Consider the following 18,057-nt stretch of genomic DNA (forward strand, 5'->3'; position numbering starts at 1 on the left):
ATAATTCCGGAGCTGGGTTTTGTGAAGGATGGATACTTTGAGGGAAATTGAATACATTACTTGGATCATAATTAGTCTTGATGTCTTGCAAAACGTTCACGTATTGACCATAATAAGCCATTGGGTAATCTTTTAGTTTACTATACGGAAAGTTCACATATGATCCTAAAGTAAGCTTCTCAATATATAAAAAGCCCTCTGCTACCCATTCCTTGTTGATTGGCGCTTCATCATTCTCTTCCCAGCTTGATGAAATGGCCATAATATAGTTTGCCTTCCTATAATAAAAAGCAGTATTAGTCTTCATAACATCACTTACTGCTCCGCCTAATGAATAAACTTTAACAAAGGAATTGTAATCCGTAGGGGCTTTATCGATTATTTCTATGATTTTACATAATTTATGGTCGGAAAGATGCTCATACATAAATCTTCCTGTGTCCGTGAATTTCTCACTTTTCGGATATGTGTTTCCTATTGTGTTTACAGCATCAATAAAATCAACATACTCGATACTTTCAAAAGTAATTCCCGGTATACTTAGGATAGGCTCCAATAGTTTTCTGGCTTCATCGGGTTTTCCATAGAAGAAAGCATACATTAATGCCCCTTGTTTATATACTCTGCCAAAGGCACTCATTCTTCTATCCAAATCTTCTAACCATTCTTGCCATACACTCAAAAAGCTGAGCCTAGCCGGTTGATTGTTGTTCCACTTCAGTTGAATAAGGGTTATTTTATCTATTTTCTTTTTCAAGGTAAATGTGAAGGAAGTGACAACTCCGAAATTTCCTCCTCCGGCTCCTCGTAATGCCCAAAACAAATCTGGATTGCAGTTGTGATTAGCTATTAATATATTTCCTTTGGCATCCACCATTTCTGCTTCAATCAAGCTGTCAAGGGTAAGTCCCAAGTAGCGGGTTGATAAACCTATTCCTCCACCTAAAACCAATCCGGAAATTGCTACTGTAGGACAAGTACCTCCAGGAAATGCATATCCGTATTCATATAGTATTTCATATAATTTTCTAAGCCTGGCTCCTGCTTGTACCTTTACTACGTCATTAAGAGTATCTATTTCTATATGATTCATTAGTGTCGTGTCGATTACCAGTTTCTCTGTTCCGGTTGAATAGCCTTCGTAGTTGTGTCCCCCTGAACGAATGCGAAGTCTTACTTGATTTTTTTCTGACCAAAGAATGGCATTGGCAACATCCTGATTATTATAGCAATAGACAATTGCTATAGGATATTCATCTATATCTCTGTTGTACTCTTGTCTGGCTAGTTCATACTCTGGATCAAAAGGCCATATAACCTTACCAGTTAATCCTTCTTGTTCCAAGATAAGCACGTCCTCTCAGTTTATATACTTCTGTATAAATTATTCAGTAGCTAATACGGTCAATTTCTTGACCAAAACGAGGGTCTGGAACCCTGGACAAGGGTTTTCAGTGTCGAGGACAGCTGAATGACATTTAGATCCAAATAAGAATTTAGGATAGTAGAGCTGGAAGGTGATGCCATTTCAAAAGCGGGAAAGAGCAAACAATTGCTATTTGCAGTATTTAACCTTAGCCGCTGCTGGTTGCCCAAAACGCTTTGATATCCAAACCCAGAATAGAATATGCTTGTTTACTTAAGATTGCTACTGTTGCAAGAATCATGAATGACAGGATACAAAGTGGCGAAAGCGTGACCATTATTCGGCAACCCTTTAGGCTTTGAGAAGATCGCTGAGAGAGGTAAAGTAGGTCGATTTTATAATATAGAAAATATTCTGACCCGGGTTTTGCCGTCGAAATAATTATCTCGGATATCACCCATCATTGGTTTATTTCATTTCAAAGCGTGTTCAATCAATAAGAATTTGTGTGCAGATTTTTGGTGTAGGTGTCCGGGATATTTGTTTAAAAGTACTAAGTTATAAGTGTTGTAAACAGCTAAGCAGTTTTTTATTTGTGCAAAATATGTCGAACAAAATTTGTGGGATTATCAATTGTAGTAGTGTAACATAAAGCAGTAAGTCGATATTAAGTGAATGCTTGCAGTAAGAAACATAGAGAGGTCTCGGTTTCCTTCTTCGCAAGATTTAATTTCGACAATATAAGGATTAAAGAGTTACAAGTAGTGTATATGGAAGGAAAGGAAAGCGACATAAATTGGTTCTTGGAACGGTTAGAATCAAATTCGATAATCGGGATGATAGCGGGTATGGATTTTTTTTGATGGCTTAGGAGTTCTGTTACTACGCAAAGGACAGCTGATTACGAAAGGGATAAAGGATCTCCTGCAGAAGCTAGAAGTTACGTTTGGAGAAAACAGGAAAACATAAGTCGTCCGCTTTAAACAACATGATCATGAACGTTTGGGCATAGCCTGAATGTTGCTTTATTCGCAACAATTACCGGAATGGGTTTAAGATATAAAGAGATGAGACTCAAATATTTGACCTTGGGGGCGTTGCTTCATGACTTAGGAAAGTTGAGGGTGCCAAAGGAAATCTTAAGCAAAAAAGGTAGTTTGACAGAAGAAGAGTTTGTTATTTATGAAGCAACACTCTCTGTCGGGAGTAGAAATGCTGAAGAATACCCATTTATTACCTAGTGTGCTGGCGACTGTCAAAAACCATCACGAGCGTTGGGATGAACTATCTAAGACTGTTTTGGACAAACTAGTTATATTAATCAAAGAAATCGGAGGTTTACGCCAAGTCATGAAAGAAGCCAAAAAAGCGGAAATTCAAATGAATCTAACTGAATTTGAAATGCCGCCTATGCAAGACGTTGTCATTGTCGGCCGTAATGCACCTATAGGACCTGAGGCATTAAAGAGGATGGTTGATGTCCTCAGCCCAGATCAGTATAAGATCATTAAAGTTGATCACCCAGTCATAGAAGCCATAGTAGTACGCAATGCTCTGATGAACATGATCCCCGAAGAAAAATTATGCGAGTTCATTTTAGAGGAAGGAGGGAAGATTGTTGATGAAACTACGATTATCAAAGCTCATGTCAATATTACTGTACACATCAGCAAATCAATTGATTTATGATAAATGTTAGGCGAGTTGAACATATTTACTCTAAAGAATTCTACACAGTGGATGTCTTGGATGGAGTTTCAAAGATAAGGACATTATTATCGGAAATTGAAAATGGTTGTTGTCCGGTAATGGATGATGGTTATCTGGTGGGAGTAATAACCTACAAGGAGCTGCTGAGAACACATCCCAATCGAATCATTGCAGATGCTATGAGAGGGAAACCTGTCACAGTTTCTGTTGAAATGCCGCTTTGGCAAGCCAAAGAACTCTTTGACGAGACTGGTCTGGATGTTTTCTTAGTAGAGGAAAAAGGTATATTATCCGGTATTCTACCTCGAAACCTGCTTGAGATTCAACTAGGATCTCATATTGATTCATTGACTGGTCTTTATAAGAGTGATTACATATATTATCATGGTGTTCGACTACTTGAAAACAAGCAAGAAATCAGTATTCTTTTTTTTGACATTAACAATTTCGGCTTAATCGATAAAACTTTCGGTCATACAGTAGGGGATAATATTTTAGTCGAAGTGAGCAAACTGTTATGTGAAAATGCTCCTTTGGAGGCCTTTTTGTGCCGTTTTGGAGGAGATGAATTTGCTGTTTTATTACCTGCACACTTGGACACAGGTGTAGCTTTAGCTTACCATCTGACGGATATTATAGGTAGGCACAGCTTTACTTGCGGAATAGAGGTAAGTATTTCAGCAGGAGTAATTGGGGGACGGCGGCACAAAGAACGTTCTGATGATCCATGGCAAACAATGGAGCAACTGATAAATATTGCGAGTCTAAGGTCAACAGAAGCTAAAAAGACTAATGCAACACTTTCCGTGGCAGAAATTCAGGTTGGAGATGAAATCGCCTAGGAGGAAAATTCAAGGACATATTATGACTACTCTCAATAGGTTCAGTTGATTTTAAAATGGTAGAGTAGAGCCTGACTAGGAGTGAATTTATGTTCAATATTTTGGTAGTCGAAGATGACACCAACACACAAAAACTGATCTGCGCTGTCCTAAAGCAGGGAGGGTACAATGCTTTTGCGGCAAAAGATGGCCTCAACGCTTTAAGTATGATGGAAAGGCAATATTTTGATTTGATGATCCTGGATTTGATGATGCCGAGGATGGACGGCTATCAGCTTTGCCAAGAATTACGCGATGTGGGAGAAACTATTCCTATCTTGATGATTACGGCACAACAAGAAATTAAGGATAAACATAGAGGCTTCCTTGTAGGCACAGACGATTACATGACAAAGCCCTTTGACGAGCAGGAAATGCTGTTTCGCATAAAGGCACTACTGCGTCGGGCCCAAATTGTTAATGAGCAGAGATTAATCATCGGTGGCACCACTTTGGATTATAATACGCTTACCGTCACTCATGGTGAAGATACAATTATCCTTCCCCAGAAAGAATTCTATTTACTCTTCAAATTGACAAGTTATCCAAATATGATTTTTACCCGCCTGCAATTGATGGATGAGATCTGGGGTCCCGATACAGAAACAGATGAGCATACCTTGAATGTTCATATGGGCAGGCTACGCGAGAAATTTAAAGATAACCCTGATTTTGAGATCGTTACTGTGCGCGGACTAGGATATAAGGCGGTGAAGCAACCATAAAAAAAAGAATGAGTCTCGCTGTTTCCCTGGTTGTATTTGTTTTTTTTGTTATGGCTTTGTCGGTTGTGATTGGCAGATTATGTACATATTTACTGGAATTTATTTTTGGCAGCAGCTTTTTGGAAAATGGTATTTTAGGTTTTTTTGCCTTGTTGCTAACAAGTGTATCGATTGGAACTTCTATCACCGCTCTTCTAAGCAGGTGGATGGTTAAGCCTGTCCGTAATCTGATTGAAGCTATTGAAGATGTAGCTAAAGGGGATTTTTCGGTTACGGTTAAAGGCAGCAACATTCCAGAGCTGGAGAGCCTTGCCGCGAGTTTTAATAAAATGGCCCGGGAGCTTGCGGGAATTGAAATGTTGCGCCTTGATTTTATCAATAATTTTTCTCATGAGTTTAAAACGCCGATTGTTTCGATTAAGGGCTTTGCCAAACTTTTGAAAGAAGGCGGTTTAACCGGTGATGAAGCGCAGGAATACTTAGATATAATCATTCAAGAGTCCCAAAGATTGGCTGACCTTTCCACAAATGTTCTGAATTTATCAAAGGTGGAAACTACGGAGATCATTAGCGAAAAAGAGGTTTATGCGCTGGATGAGCAAATTCGCCGCGCTATACTTATATTGGAACCCAAATGGAGCGCTAAAAATCTTTCAGTAGATGTGGATTTGGAGAGTATAACTATTTATAACAATGCATCCCTACTCCAACAAATATGGGTAAACCTCTTGGATAACGCTATCAAATTCACAGATAACGGTGGGGAATTACTAGTCAGTTTAAGACGCATCAATTCATCGCTACGGTTTTGTTTGCGAGATAGTGGCCAGGGAATGGACGAGGAAACAAAACAACATATCTTTGACAAGTTTTATCAAGGGGATACATCCCACGCAACTGTTGGGAATGGACTCGGACTGACGTTGGTTAAAAATATTGTCGGCCTCTGCAGCGGTCATATAGAAGTCGAAAGTAGTCTGGGAAAAGGCAGTGCCTTCACTGTTTTCTTGCCTTTGGGGATGCCGATGGATAATATGCACAGCTAAAGCTGTTTTTATCATATTGCTTGGAGTACAAAAGTGCCTGCCAAGGGATAAATCATCCCTTGGCAGGCACTTTTGTATTTTGCTATCCTGAAAATATCCCCAAAAAGTATTCATAAGAATGTCTCAGACCCAAAAGCAAAGCTTGGGCGGCGAAGCTTCCCGACCAGGGAGCACTCTCTTTTCATTATCTGATGGTGTCGTTATGGCATGGGGCCTATCAGAAAGTATAACTTTTCGTTGCATACTGCAAGAAAGGCTAATACTTGCGAAGACAGTGTCTTCGTGGGTGCCAGCCAAGTTTTCTAATCCTAGTTGAGGTTGAGTTGATATTAGCTTGTTAGCATAGAACTACAAAATGAAAGGAGTTACAGACTATGAATATAATCTCAAAACAAAAAAACCGTGGCACAAAAGCAATCCAAATTGAGAGTTTACACAAAAATTTTGGCGAATATAAAGCCTTGAACAATCTGTCTCTGGAAGTGAACCGAGGAGAGATTTTTGGATTTCTGGGGCTGAATGGTGCCGGAAAGACAACGACCATAAAAACTCTCTTAGGGATGCTCAGGCCAACCTCCGGCAAGCTCTACATGTTAGGTGAAAAGGTATGTGCCGGAAACTGTAAATTATGGGATAAGGTTGGGTATTTGGAGGAAGCTGCTTTTTATCCTGATTTAACCGTAATCGAAAATCTTGACATAGCACGCCGGATGCAAGGGGTATCTGACAAAGAATCCGTCAATCGGGTTATTTGTAAGTTAGGGCTTGAGCCGCACAAAAAGAAAAAGGCGAAGCAGCTTTCTTTAGGAAATAAACAGCGCTTGGGACTTGCCAAAGCCATGATCCACAATCCGGAAATCATGATCCTGGATGAACCGATCAACGGTCTTGATCCGGCAGGAGTGGCTGAGATACGGAATATGTTATATGATTTAGCGAAAAATTTTGGCGTTACTATTTTTATATCCAGCCATCTGCTGGAAGAACTCGCAAAAGTTGCTACACGCCTTGGGATTATTCACAACGGTCACCTTATTCAAGAAATCGAAATGGCTAAGCTGGAACAATCCTTGCAGAAAAATTTAGTGTTGGATGGACGGGACAAAAATGCCCTAAAGAGTGTGCTTAAAGAGCAGGGCTATGAATTTGAGGAAACAATGGATGGTCATCTCAAATTAACCGATGGCCAGGCAGTTGAGAGTCCTGAACGGTTGGCCGAACTCCTCGTTAGGTCTAATCAACCGCCAACCCTGCTTCGAGTAATTACGGAGGATTTGGAAGGCTACTTTCTTCGGACAATTGGTATGGTAAGGGGGAATATCCAATGAATATTTTTTCTGTTCTACATTGTGAATTTCGCAAGATTATCCGCGCTAATGTGTTTGGGCTGGTGTTTTTTGTTTTTGCATTTGGGCCAATCATGATGGGAGTTGGAATTACTTCATCCAGTAGCACTGGTGATATCAATTGGCAAATGTATTTAACCGAATTACTGAGTGGTCTTGCCGCCCTGGGACTTATCGGATACACATTTATCTCTGCCTGGGTATTTGGTCGAGAGTTTTCAGATAAAACGATTAAGGATTTGCTTGCCAAGCCTGTATCCAGATCACAGATTGTCATGTCCAAATTGCTGGTTATTTTAGCCTGGGACCTATTGCTTGCCCTCTTTATGTTTGTCGTTGCCCTCGCCGCAGGTGGTGTTCTGGGGGTTACTGGCTGGTCAGCTGCCCTTATTGGGGATGTTTTCTTTAGATTTATTATAACATCCCTATTGTTTATTGTGGTTACCACACCAGGAACCTTTTTGGCAAATATTAGCAAGGGATACTTGGCACCCTTGGGACTCATTTTGGTCATCGTAATTTTCTCAAACGTGTTGGCCTCTATGGGATTTGCCCCTTATTTCCCCTGGACAATCCCCTCGGTATTTCAAAGCACCGGGTTCCTTGATTTGAGTAGCATAGTCATTCTTGCTTCTACGGGATTAGCCGGAATAGTTGGAACGTTTGCTTGGTGGAGATTTGCTGAGCAATGATTTTAACTATTGCTCCCAAGTTCGGACTTTACGATAAGTTATCATAATACCGACCTATTCTCCATGCTTTTCAACGTATAACCCCAGGCGGATACCCATATGCTTCGATTGGAATCGAAGCATATGGCAATGAATTTCTTTGCTTTCTTGCAAAAGGTAGATTCCATATTGATCCGGTCAAGGGCACTCACCTTAGGGTTTCTTCTGAAAATGGGGCACCGATGGACATTTTAAAAAGATTGCCTGCCTATTTACGGTAATGAGGGTGAATAAACCCTCCCCGGAGGAGGTTCGCTCAGAGAAAAATAGGTGACCGGATATATGAGTAAAAACCGAATTATATGAGGGGGATTTATCTTGTTTAAAAAAATAGGTCCAGCTGTGAGGGGATTTAAAATGACGAAAATGAGAGTTCTGATTGTTATTGTACTTGTTTTGGCCGGTACAGGAGTTACAACCTTCATGGGAAAGACGGAAAAGACAATCGCAACTGCTCCAAATAAAGTTTATGTCAAAGTCAGTGTGACAGAGAATGTTATTAAGCAAGCAACCCTTTCCTATAAGGCTTCCTTAGAAGCCTCTGAAGAGGGTATTGTAAGTGGCAAGGTAAGTGGTAAGGTCGTTCAGGTTATGTTCGAAAATGGTCACTATGTATCCCAAGGGGACACGTTAATTAAATTGGATGATCAGGAGATTAAAAACCATATAGCTTCTTCTGAAGCCAAGCTGAAAGCCTCAGAAAGTCAAGTGAAATCTTCTGAGAGTCAATTAGTTTCTTCACAAACCGAATTGCAGAAAATGCAGCTGAGTGTAGACAATGCAGTGAGTACCTATGACAGAACGAAAGAGCTTTTTGACGGCGGGGCTATTGCCAAGGTTGAACTGGAAAGTGCTGAAACAACGGTAAGCAATGCAAAAAGCGACCTGGAATCGGCAAAAGCCAATATCGAAACAGCACAAGCCAGTATTAAAACAGCACAAGCGAATGTGACTGCAGCACAGGTTGATTTAAAAATTCTTACAAATTCGCTGGCGGATACGACCATCACTGCGCCCCTTACTGGGATCATAGATGAGAAAAGTGTGAGTCTAGGACAATATGCCAACCTAGGAGTTGCCTTAGGAAAAGTTAAGAGCATATCACCGATCTATGCGGTAATTGAAGTAGACCAAAACGATCTAAGTTCTCTTAAAGTAGGACAGAGTGCCAAGGTCAAAGTTGGAAGTACTGATATCAAAATCTATGACGGAATTATAAAGAGTACTGAAGCCTCTGCAGATACTACATCAAGAGTTTTTAAATGCAAAGTTGAGGTTGCTAATCTTGATCAGACACTGAAACCGGGCATTTATGCCAACGTGGATATTGTAGGTGACCAGACATCAGAAATGATTGCTGTGCCGACAGATGCCTTGAGCGGAAATCCAGGAAATTATACAGTGTTTGTGAATGATCAAGGGGTTGCCCGTAAACGCATGGTCAGTATTGGGCAAATCACAAAAGGCTTAGTGGAGATCAAAGACGGCGTAAAGAATGGTGACAGCGTCATCATTACCAATGTGAATACACTGCAGGATGGCGATGCGGTTTCAGTGGTAATGGAATAGGAGGACAAGATTAATGTTTTTAACAGATATCAGCCTGAAAAGGCCTGTATTTGCCACTGTCATCATTATTGCTATGCTGGCAGTGGGTGCTATGAGTTATATAGGACTCCCCATCAACGAAAACCCTGAGATCGAGATTCCTTATATCGCGGTTGCCATTTCCTTGCCGGGAACTTCAGCAGAACAGATTGAAGCGAAAGTGACAAAAAGAGTCGAGGAATCTGTCGGACAAATTTCGGGAGTGAAACACATTACCTCCAGCATTTCGGAAGGGGTTTCCCAAACCGTCATTGAGTTTAATTCCGGAACAGAAGTCAATGTGGCGGCCCAAGATATCAAAGACAAACTAAGCGGTATTCGGGGCACTTTGCCCCAGGATATCGAGGAACCCATTATCCAAAAATTCGATTTTGCGGCAACACCCATTATATCCTTCGTGGTCACCAGCCCTCTTTCCAACAAGGACTTATCACAAGTCGTCGAAGATGACATCACCAAAAAACTAAATACGGTGAAAGGGGTTGGATCGGTTACCACCTATGGTGCGCAAGTCAGGGAAATACATATCAAACTCGATAAAGAAAAAATGGCGTCCCTTAATGTGACCACTGCAGAAATCACCCAGAGCCTGGGAAGTGACAACATAAATAGGTCCAGCGGAAAAGTTTCCAATCATGATAAAGAAGTTTCTATCAGAACGAATGGTACGGTCAAAGAAGTTAATGATTTCTTGAATATTTTAGTCGCCAATCGCAACGGGACTGAAATAAGAATCAAGGATGTTGCTCAAGTGGTAGATACTATTAAGGATAAGGACAGTTTATCTTATTATAAGGGTGCAGAATCGATTGGGATTGATATCGTTAAACAATCCGGAGAAAACACCACCCAAGTAGCGGACGATCTTAAAGCAAAAATTGCAACGATTCAAACCTCACTGCCTAAAGATGTAAAAATTAATATTGTCAATGACAATTCCCAGATCATACGGGCCTCCGTGGCTGAAGTTCAGAAAACCTTGCTGGAAGGTTGTATCCTGGCGGTGCTCGTGGTTTTCCTCTTCCTGCGGAATGGGGGAAGCACGGCCATCAGTGCGATTTCACTGCCTACCTCGATTATCACTACCTTTGCCGCTATGAAACTGATGAATTTTTCACTCAACACCATGTCCTTAATGGGTCTCTCCTTATCAGTCGGATTGCTGATTGATGATGCCATTGTTGTCGTTGAGAACATTGTGCGTCACTTAAAAATGGGTAAATCCGCTATCGAAGCAGCGAAAGACGGGACGAGTGAGATTGGGCTGGCTGTGACGGCTACCACCTTTACCATAGTTGCTGTCTTTCTCCCCATTACCATGGTTGATGGATTGATCGGGGCCTACTTCAAGGAATTTGGTCTAACGGTTGCTGTCAGCGTCTTGATTTCTTTATTTGTATCCTTTACATTAGTTCCGTTGATGGCATCTAAATATATAAAAAGGGAAAACGAGGAATTAGATAAAAAACACGGTCCCCTGGGGAAATTCTTAATATGGTTCAATCACTTGTTTGTTAAACTTGCCAGAGTCTATACAAGACTTCTCAGGGTAACCTTGAAACACAGGACTAAAACCATAGCTATTGCCACGGCAATGTTCTTCGGCAGTTTGCTCCTTCTTAACTTTATTAATATTAGTTTTTTAGATTCCTCAGACAACGGAAAGATCACAATAGCAGCGGCGACAGATGGAGGGACAACCCTGGATAGTGCGGCAGAAACAACCAAAAGAATGGAAAGTATTCTTAATAAGTATCCTGGAGTAGTGTACCTGTATTCCACTGTTACACCCAGCAACATCAACATAAGTGTGCAGCTTCCAGACAAGAATGCCAGAAAAGAGACCTTAAGTGAAGCAGCCAATAAAATGCGAGAGAGTTTAATTCAGATTCCGGGAATTAGCGTTTCTATGACGATTGGTTCAACTTTGGGGGAAGTATGGGCTACCGAAATTCATTTTACTGGGGATGACTTTAATCAGCTTTTAGACTATTCGATGCAAGCCGAGAAAGTCTTAAAGAAAATTCCCGGGGCTGTTGACGTAAGTATAAGCTATAAAACTGGAAAAGCAGAAGCAATAATTGAAGTAGATCGGGATAAGGCCGCTGATTTAGGGGTGAGTCCCTTGGTCGTAGCCAATACCTTGGGAACACTTTTTAATGGTTCTCTCGTAACCCAGTATGAAACAGAAAAGGATCGTTTTGACGTTAAAGTGTTGCTCCAGGATGATCAGAGGAAGGACTTTGACAGCTTAAAAGGAATTTATGTTCCCGGTTCAAATAACCGTATGGTTCCACTCGATCAGGTTACAAAGCAAGTTTTCGCCACGGGCTCTACGACCATTAGTAGGTATGATAAAGCTCGAGAGATTGTGGTAACGGCCAATGCCTCCGGAGTTTCGGCAACTCAGTTGAATACTCAGTTTAACACAGCCTTGAAAAATGACACGAAGATGCCCGCCGGAGTAAGCCAAGTCAGCGGAGGAGATCAGGAAATGATGGCAGAAGCTATCCCCGGCTTAATGCAGGCACTTTTGATGGGAATTCTATTCATTTACTTGGTTCTTGCCGCTCTGTTTGAAAGTTTTATTGATCCCTTGGCGATTGTCTTGGCTTTGCCCTTCGGCATCATTGGAGCCCTGTTGGCCCTGTTTCTCAGCGGCAGCAATTTAAGCATGATGGCCATGATTGGTATTATTATGTTGATGGGACTGGTCACCAAAAATGCGATTTTGTTAGTTGACTATGCTAAACAAAAGCTGTCCGAGGGAGAGGAGCGCAATGAAGCGCTGCTACAGGCGTCTTCGACACGACTTAGGCCTATCCTTATGACGACGTTAGCGATGGTATTCGGTATGATTCCCACAGCGCTTTCTACAGGGTTAGGCTCGGAAGGACGCGCACCTATGGCTTATGCCATTATTGGCGGCTTAATTACGTCAACTTTTTTAACCCTCATCGTTGTCCCTGTCATCTATACGCTGTTGGACGATGCCAAAGGTTTTTTTCACAAGAAAACGAACAGTTAAATTTTATGATACCACTATAGAAAATGCTTGACATAGTGTTAACTACAGATGTTAGACTAGGACATGAGTTTGATCAATAGACTGTAGACAATGTGAACAAGCTTGTCCTTTGCATTTGAAGATACGGAGCACTTAAAATTTATATACTTAATAGAGAAGAACCGATCTCTAGGAATTTTATTTGGTAAAAAGGAGGGGAAGAGAATGAACATTGCAGTGGTAAGTAAAAAATTTGATCTTTCGCAGGATACCCTGCGCTATTATGAAAGAGTCGGTATGATTCCGCCTGTCAATCGCACCCCGAGCGGAATTAGAGATTACACCGAGGAGAACTGCAAATGGGTGGAGCTTGCCAAATGTATGCGTAGTGCCGGCCTTCCGGTAGAAGTGATGATCGAATATTTGAAGCTGACGCAGCAAGGAGAAGAGACGATCCCTGCCCGGCGGGAACTCCTTCTTGAGCAGCGTGAACAGCTTTTGGCACAGAAAGCGGCTGTCGAAAGCACGCTGGATCGACTGAACTTCAAGATCGAGCGCTATGAAATAGCCATGGAAACAGGTGTGTTGTCGTGGGATCGTGAAGAGGTATAATACACATATTTTCGCAAGTTAGAGGAGATTATGATTAGGCAAACCCAGGCTCTAGGCGGGGGTGGGCGGTTGGATCTAAATGACTTGAAACGAGCGAGAGGATTTCAAAGTAAGGTTCCACAGCGATAACAATATCTTTGGCAGTACGTTGAGGTGGACCTGGTCTGTCCCGTTGTTCATCAGCCTTGCCAACATAGGTACATTTGACATTAGCTTTAGAAGATTCCTCTAGTGAATGGGCAAGAAGCCGGGTTTGAGGCACTTCTCGTGCCTACAGACTATCGAAGCCGAGAAAAGCTGGGTCTAAGAGATTGATTCTTACACTATGCGCTCATTTTCCTTTTATGTTTAGTTGCACTTGGGGTTATGGGGCTAATTGGTGTGGGCCCAGGAAGGTTTGATTGATTTTCATATACGGGACAAGGTTAAAGCCTCCTGTCGTAGTTTTTATCCTACGCAGGAGGCTTTAACCTTGGGGAGTCCTCACAGATACCATCATAAATGCAGAACAAAAATATTTTTTACCATATGTTGCCGTAAAGCCCTAGCTCAGCTATGGGGATATAAGGCAAATCTAAAGATCCTTTTGTATTATATATGTGTATGTAATATACTGTTTTCATGGATATGAACTATAAGTCAAACAACAACATTGTCTACTCATGCAAGTACCATGTGGTCTGGTGTCCTAAATATCGTCGGAAGGCTTTGGGTGGGAAGATTGAAGCTCGTTTGAAGGAATTGATTCAAGAGACATGTATCTGAACAAATTATCTTGATCAAAAACACCCTGCAGGAATATATCTAAACTGCTAACAATGTAGTTAGTGATTATGTTGCTGGTAATACTGTAAAACACACCTCCAAAACTGTCTCTGACGATTTGCCGAGTGCTTCGAAGAACCAAGTTATTCAAGATGCTAAGAGTATTTTCAAAAAGTACACCAAAAAACTCAAAGTCAATGCTGAAAAAGAACCTGACAAGCAAAAGGAACTAAAAGTCCCCATTCTCAAAAAACCAGTGGCTATTTGGAATAATCAAAACTATTCTATTAAGTTTGGCTATATTGCTTTCCCTGTTTGGCATAATGGTAAAAGCACTAGAATAATGGTCAAGACTGAAACAACAGGGTATCAAGTGAATCTATTAATTAACAAGTTGGGTACACTTAGAATTACTGAAAAATCGGGTAAGTTCATGGCACAAATTGCCGTAAATGTAGTACCTATGCAAACCACGGGTACAGACTCAATGGGCATAGGTCATAGAGACATTATCGGTGCTAAGAATATCATTTTTGCACCTGTGATAGATGGTAACAGTCTATCAGCCTAGACAGCTATATGCTCTGGTCTAGGAGAGGTAATGCATACCCTTAACTTGGGGTCATACTCGATTGTCGGAAACGGACTTTCGTTTAATCACCCAAGAATCCCCCAGATTCATCTGTGGGGAGTGTCAAATTTCAAACGTAAAGACATCATGGTAAATTGGCTGACTCAGTTATTAGTAATCATCCATTGGTTCAATCCATTAATATAGTACGCCTTTTACCGAATGCGGGAAGATCAGGAAATTGCCTGTGACGCTTTAGCCATGGAGCGAATCAATACGAAACAAGCCAACGACTATGCTTATACCCTCATCAAATTGGTAGAGACATACTCTAACACGCCGCGATTGATAGGATTGGCAAGTTTATCTGGCTCTAAATCTCAGATCAAGAGGAGAATAACCATGATTAAAGAGTTCAGAAGGTCTTTCGTTAAATGGTCTTTGATAGGATTATCAGTGATCGCTTTGCTGGCTGTTGTGGTTTTCACCAATGTTAAGAATCTACCGGACTATCATATATCAGTTAATCAAAGTGACATTAAAGAAATTCGCATTTCTATGAATGGTATAGAGAAAACGATTAATGATCAAGATTGGTCGTCTCTAATTCAGGCGTTCAATAATTCCAAAATCACACGTGTCCGAAATCTTGAGGTAAATCACAGCTTGGTTGTTCTATTCGCCTTCAATGACGGAAGCGGAAGAACACTAGATTTTGCAGTGAACGGTAATGAAATAAGGGTATCTCGACATATTGGAGAAACAAAGGTGGATTATATCGCTGAAAATCCAGACGTTAAAAATGTTGTTGCAAAATTGTATGACAATGCTGATGCCGATGCTGATACGTCCAACATAGACGTCGCACAACCCCCTGGGGACTTAACCGCCGGGCAAACAGGGTATAGTTCCCATTATCCTAAACTGGAAATTCTCAATGGAACGACCAAGCTCATTTGGACTAGGGGAGACGCCAACTACACTTCCCAGCCTGGCATGTTGATTGGTAATACAAATTTCGGTTTAGGAATTGACGAAGCGATGAAATTACCAGCCAGTGTGCTTAAGCCAGAATCATGGCTTGAGTTCATGGCTGAGGAGGTTGCGGGCTTAGATAAGCCAACCTACCAGCTTAGGTTAGTAGATAGCAATCAACAATTAAAGTTGTACCCAATTAACCAAAACTCAATCCTTCTCCCCAAAGCGGAAGGTAACTATTTATTTCAACTTCAGGTTAATTGGGGTAACGAAAATCACGTAATTTATTATTGGTTTCAGATAGAAACACAGTCAGCAACAGCAGTAGATTATTCAAGTGCTGCTCGGGATTTCTTAAGCCAGAAGAATCTCAAGATAGCTGTAAACAGTGTTGGTGCTGAAGATGTTCAACTGCCAACTGATTTTACAGCCGTCAAAGATGGTGTTAGAGTTGGCGACCTATTAAGGCGAAGCAACGAATTATCGAAACTTAATAATTTAGACTTTTCTAAGTATATGGGTCAAAGAATCAAAATGTATACGGCTCAAATTGAAACTGGTGTCCGTGAATCAAATTATGATGTAGTCCTATTCCTAACCGAAAATAAAGTGGTCGGTTATTGGATTGATGCTGGAATGAAAGACCCTAAGCAAAACAGACCTGATTTTAATGTTTTAGTAAATCTTCTGATAGCAAGATGAAGGTATTAATTCCTGTCTGTGAAGGGGCCGTGTGTGCTTCATTAAACCTACAACCTGAGGTAAAGGAGGCGAGTAAACACCAATGAAACATCTACCCTCAGCTTGGCAGCTTGCAGTCCAAAGGGTTCCGGTGGTAAATCCAGCTCCTCCGGTCAGGTTATTCCTCAGGAGCCAAGCCGGGATCAGGAAAAGGTCCCTTCATCTCGACAAAGTTTCGTCTAAATCCAAGGTCTACCTTAGGGATATAAGACTTAAGAAAAGGTCAAAGAGCAGTTTCTGCATATGAAGAAACTACAAGTCTGATTTTTGTTGCTCGAACCCCATTATTTGGTATGCCTTTACGAATTACGGGAAGACCAGGAAATTGCTTGTGATGCAATGACTGTAAAACACTTCGGAGGAAGCTCCAAGGACTATGCGGATACCCTTATGAAATTGCTGGAAAGCCATGTCAGGCCCCTCAAAATGGCAAAGGCGGATTGAATGCAAAGGTAGACACAGAATTGTATAATCGTATTGACACTCTTCTAAATTCCTTTATTTAGCCTTCGATGCCAGCAATTCTAGAAGTGGGGCGTTGATCTGGTCCCGATGAAGAAATGGATCTGAGCAGGGCGGAAAAGGGAAGAGAGGTTACTTAATGGAAAAATCAGCGCTTACCAAAATAATCGTTGTTCTGTCGGTTCTCGTACTGTCTTTGACCGGGGGATTGATTATGCTATTAATCAATTCCGCCGGCCTAAATTCGGCAGACCTGAATCCGGACGAGAGATTAAACCGCCTGATCGCAGCTAAATTCCCGGAGACCCGCTCAGGGAAACAGGGTGTGCTTTTAAGGACAGAGGACATCCCGCAGGACGATCTGCTTTTGGCTTTGATCTTTAACGAAGCGAAGGTGGGGCAGTCGGGCGGACAGCTGGGCGTCAGTCTGCTGGTCCTGGACAAAGAACTGAACATTATAGGGAACTCTGCCAGTGGGATGCCCTTAAGTCCTTGCTACACAGCACAAACTTTGCAGGCAAACACTTATACAATCACCTTTGGATGTACGGATCACACCAAGTGGCTCAGCGAATCCGATAAAGTCGTTCCTGTCGATATCCGGAAGGTTAAAGCGGTGTATGACAACGGTACCGAGGTTCTGTCCCCGGTGCAAAATAACAGTTATATCTGCTGGGCCAAGGGAACACCCGACCTGGTGGGACTGTATTTTTATAATGCCGACAATGAGCTTCAGGCCGATCATACGGAAATTTGGGGACCGGGTCTTGGCGTGTACGGTGTGGAGAATTACACTGTTAGTCCCGAAAATGTCGTGAAGGGTTATCTGAAAGCGAAAGAGAATAATGATTATGAGGCTTGGAAGGCCGCCTTATGGCCTGCTCTAAAAAACGTTCAAAACTTTACGCCCACATTTGAAAAACCCGGCGATCTAGGTGTTTTAAGCCTGAGCATGGAGAGGGTGGCGGTTTCAGAGGAAGAAACCAGAGGCATCAAAGCGAGGTACACAGGAAGTGAGCTTGCGCAGAGTTACAATTGGTCGGACGAATACATAGCGGAAAATATGATCGTGGTTTCCGCCCAATATACGGTAGATTACGACAATACCAAAGTTCCTTACCAGGAAGGGGCTTTGAACCAGGATTTTATTCTGATCAGAGAGTACACGGGTTCCGGTTCCTCGTGGCTTATTTGGGATGGAACCAGCTCGAAATAAGCAGCAAAGCTAAAGAAATCCGCCCCAAGCTTCAAGTTTTATAAGGGATATGAATCCAGCCTTTGAATTATAAAACATCAAAGAAATTTTTATGTTGACAGGTCCATATTACGGATGTAATCTGGATTTGGAATACATCTGCAGGAAGAGGTTTGCAAGCAAGCCTGAAAAGCAGTAAAGCGTGGTATCCTCACAATAACTCTGATTGGAATCAACATGATGCAATATGTGGAGCAGGGCAGGGAAAGGAGCAAAAAGATCGTCAGAGCGACCCTTGTTTCATCGTTATATC

13 protein-coding genes and 3 pseudogenes are annotated in these 18,057 nt (G+C 41.6%); 14 read left to right on the forward strand and 2 right to left on the reverse strand.

Annotated elements, in window-relative coordinates; translation table 11 throughout:
* Positions 1-43: 43 nt before the first annotated feature.
* Positions 44-1,354, reverse strand: a pseudogene (locus tag LJE72_RS03225) (FAD-binding oxidoreductase); the annotation flags it as partial.
* Positions 1,355-2,376: 1,022 nt separating this feature from the next.
* Between LJE72_RS03225 and LJE72_RS26660 the strand changes: the two are divergent.
* From LJE72_RS26660 to LJE72_RS03270, 10 genes and pseudogenes are all read left to right on the forward strand, one after another.
* Positions 2,377-2,607, forward strand: a pseudogene (locus LJE72_RS26660) (HD-GYP domain-containing protein); the annotation flags it as partial.
* Positions 2,549-3,055, forward strand: coding sequence for a hypothetical protein (locus LJE72_RS03230; protein ID WP_312038886.1), 507 nt, complete (start codon positions 2,549-2,551; stop codon positions 3,053-3,055). The pseudogene LJE72_RS26660 and the gene LJE72_RS03230, both read left to right, overlap by 59 nt.
* Entirely contained in the window at positions 3,052-3,918 is an 867-nt protein-coding gene (locus LJE72_RS03235) for a diguanylate cyclase (RefSeq protein ID WP_229246184.1), read from the forward strand. The genes LJE72_RS03230 and LJE72_RS03235 overlap by 4 nt, the downstream gene beginning before the upstream one ends.
* Before the next feature lie 89 nt (positions 3,919-4,007).
* Positions 4,008-4,682: a response regulator transcription factor gene (locus LJE72_RS03240; protein ID WP_229246185.1), complete on the forward strand. Its 675-nt coding sequence runs from the start codon at positions 4,008-4,010 to the stop codon at positions 4,680-4,682.
* Positions 4,683-4,690: 8 nt separating this feature from the next.
* Complete coding sequence (locus LJE72_RS03245; protein ID WP_229246186.1) at positions 4,691-5,728, forward strand: HAMP domain-containing sensor histidine kinase; 1,038 nt, start codon at positions 4,691-4,693, stop codon at positions 5,726-5,728.
* A 374-nt stretch (positions 5,729-6,102) separates the two neighbouring features.
* Positions 6,103-7,056 (forward strand): ABC transporter ATP-binding protein, encoded by a 954-nt coding sequence (locus LJE72_RS03250; protein ID WP_229246187.1) that lies wholly within the window; start codon positions 6,103-6,105, stop codon positions 7,054-7,056.
* Complete coding sequence (locus LJE72_RS03255) at positions 7,053-7,766, forward strand: ABC transporter permease (RefSeq protein ID WP_229246188.1); 714 nt, start codon at positions 7,053-7,055, stop codon at positions 7,764-7,766. Before LJE72_RS03250 ends, LJE72_RS03255 begins: the two co-directional genes overlap by 4 nt.
* Before the next feature lie 357 nt (positions 7,767-8,123).
* On the forward strand, positions 8,124-9,374 hold the full coding sequence (locus tag LJE72_RS03260; protein ID WP_229246189.1) for an efflux RND transporter periplasmic adaptor subunit: 1,251 nt from the start codon (positions 8,124-8,126) through the stop codon (positions 9,372-9,374).
* Between the two features lie 13 nt (positions 9,375-9,387).
* The gene (locus LJE72_RS03265; RefSeq protein WP_229246190.1) at positions 9,388-12,441 is read left to right on the forward strand and encodes an efflux RND transporter permease subunit; all 3,054 of its coding nucleotides are present in this window, start codon (positions 9,388-9,390) and stop codon (positions 12,439-12,441) included.
* Positions 12,442-12,645: 204 nt separating this feature from the next.
* The gene (locus LJE72_RS03270) at positions 12,646-13,032 is read left to right on the forward strand and encodes a MerR family transcriptional regulator (protein ID WP_229246191.1); all 387 of its coding nucleotides are present in this window, start codon (positions 12,646-12,648) and stop codon (positions 13,030-13,032) included.
* Between the two features lie 34 nt (positions 13,033-13,066).
* Here LJE72_RS03270 and LJE72_RS03275 read toward each other — a convergent pair whose 3' ends face one another.
* Complete coding sequence (locus LJE72_RS03275; RefSeq protein WP_229246192.1) at positions 13,067-13,294, reverse strand: hypothetical protein; 228 nt, start codon at positions 13,292-13,294, stop codon at positions 13,067-13,069.
* 359 nt (positions 13,295-13,653) lie between these two features.
* On the opposite strand from LJE72_RS03275, the pseudogene LJE72_RS03280 reads away from it, so the two are divergent.
* From LJE72_RS03280 to LJE72_RS03295, 4 genes and pseudogenes are all read left to right on the forward strand, one after another.
* A pseudogene (locus tag LJE72_RS03280) lies at positions 13,654-13,785 on the forward strand (transposase); the annotation flags it as partial.
* A 130-nt stretch (positions 13,786-13,915) separates the two neighbouring features.
* Positions 13,916-14,368 (forward strand): hypothetical protein, encoded by a 453-nt coding sequence (locus tag LJE72_RS03285; RefSeq protein WP_229246193.1) that lies wholly within the window; start codon positions 13,916-13,918, stop codon positions 14,366-14,368.
* Positions 14,369-14,590: 222 nt separating this feature from the next.
* A complete protein-coding gene (locus tag LJE72_RS03290; RefSeq protein WP_229246194.1) occupies positions 14,591-16,048 on the forward strand; it encodes a M56 family metallopeptidase in 1,458 nt (485 codons plus the stop codon).
* A gap of 640 nt (positions 16,049-16,688) precedes the next feature.
* Positions 16,689-17,765: a DUF4829 domain-containing protein gene (locus tag LJE72_RS03295; protein WP_229246195.1), complete on the forward strand. Its 1,077-nt coding sequence runs from the start codon at positions 16,689-16,691 to the stop codon at positions 17,763-17,765.
* Positions 17,766-18,057: the final 292 nt, after the last annotated feature.

Origin of the sequence: Desulfosporosinus shakirovi (genome assembly GCF_020595055.1) — a bacterium.
In the GTDB taxonomy this organism is placed as follows: domain Bacteria; phylum Bacillota; class Desulfitobacteriia; order Desulfitobacteriales; family Desulfitobacteriaceae; genus Desulfosporosinus; species Desulfosporosinus shakirovi.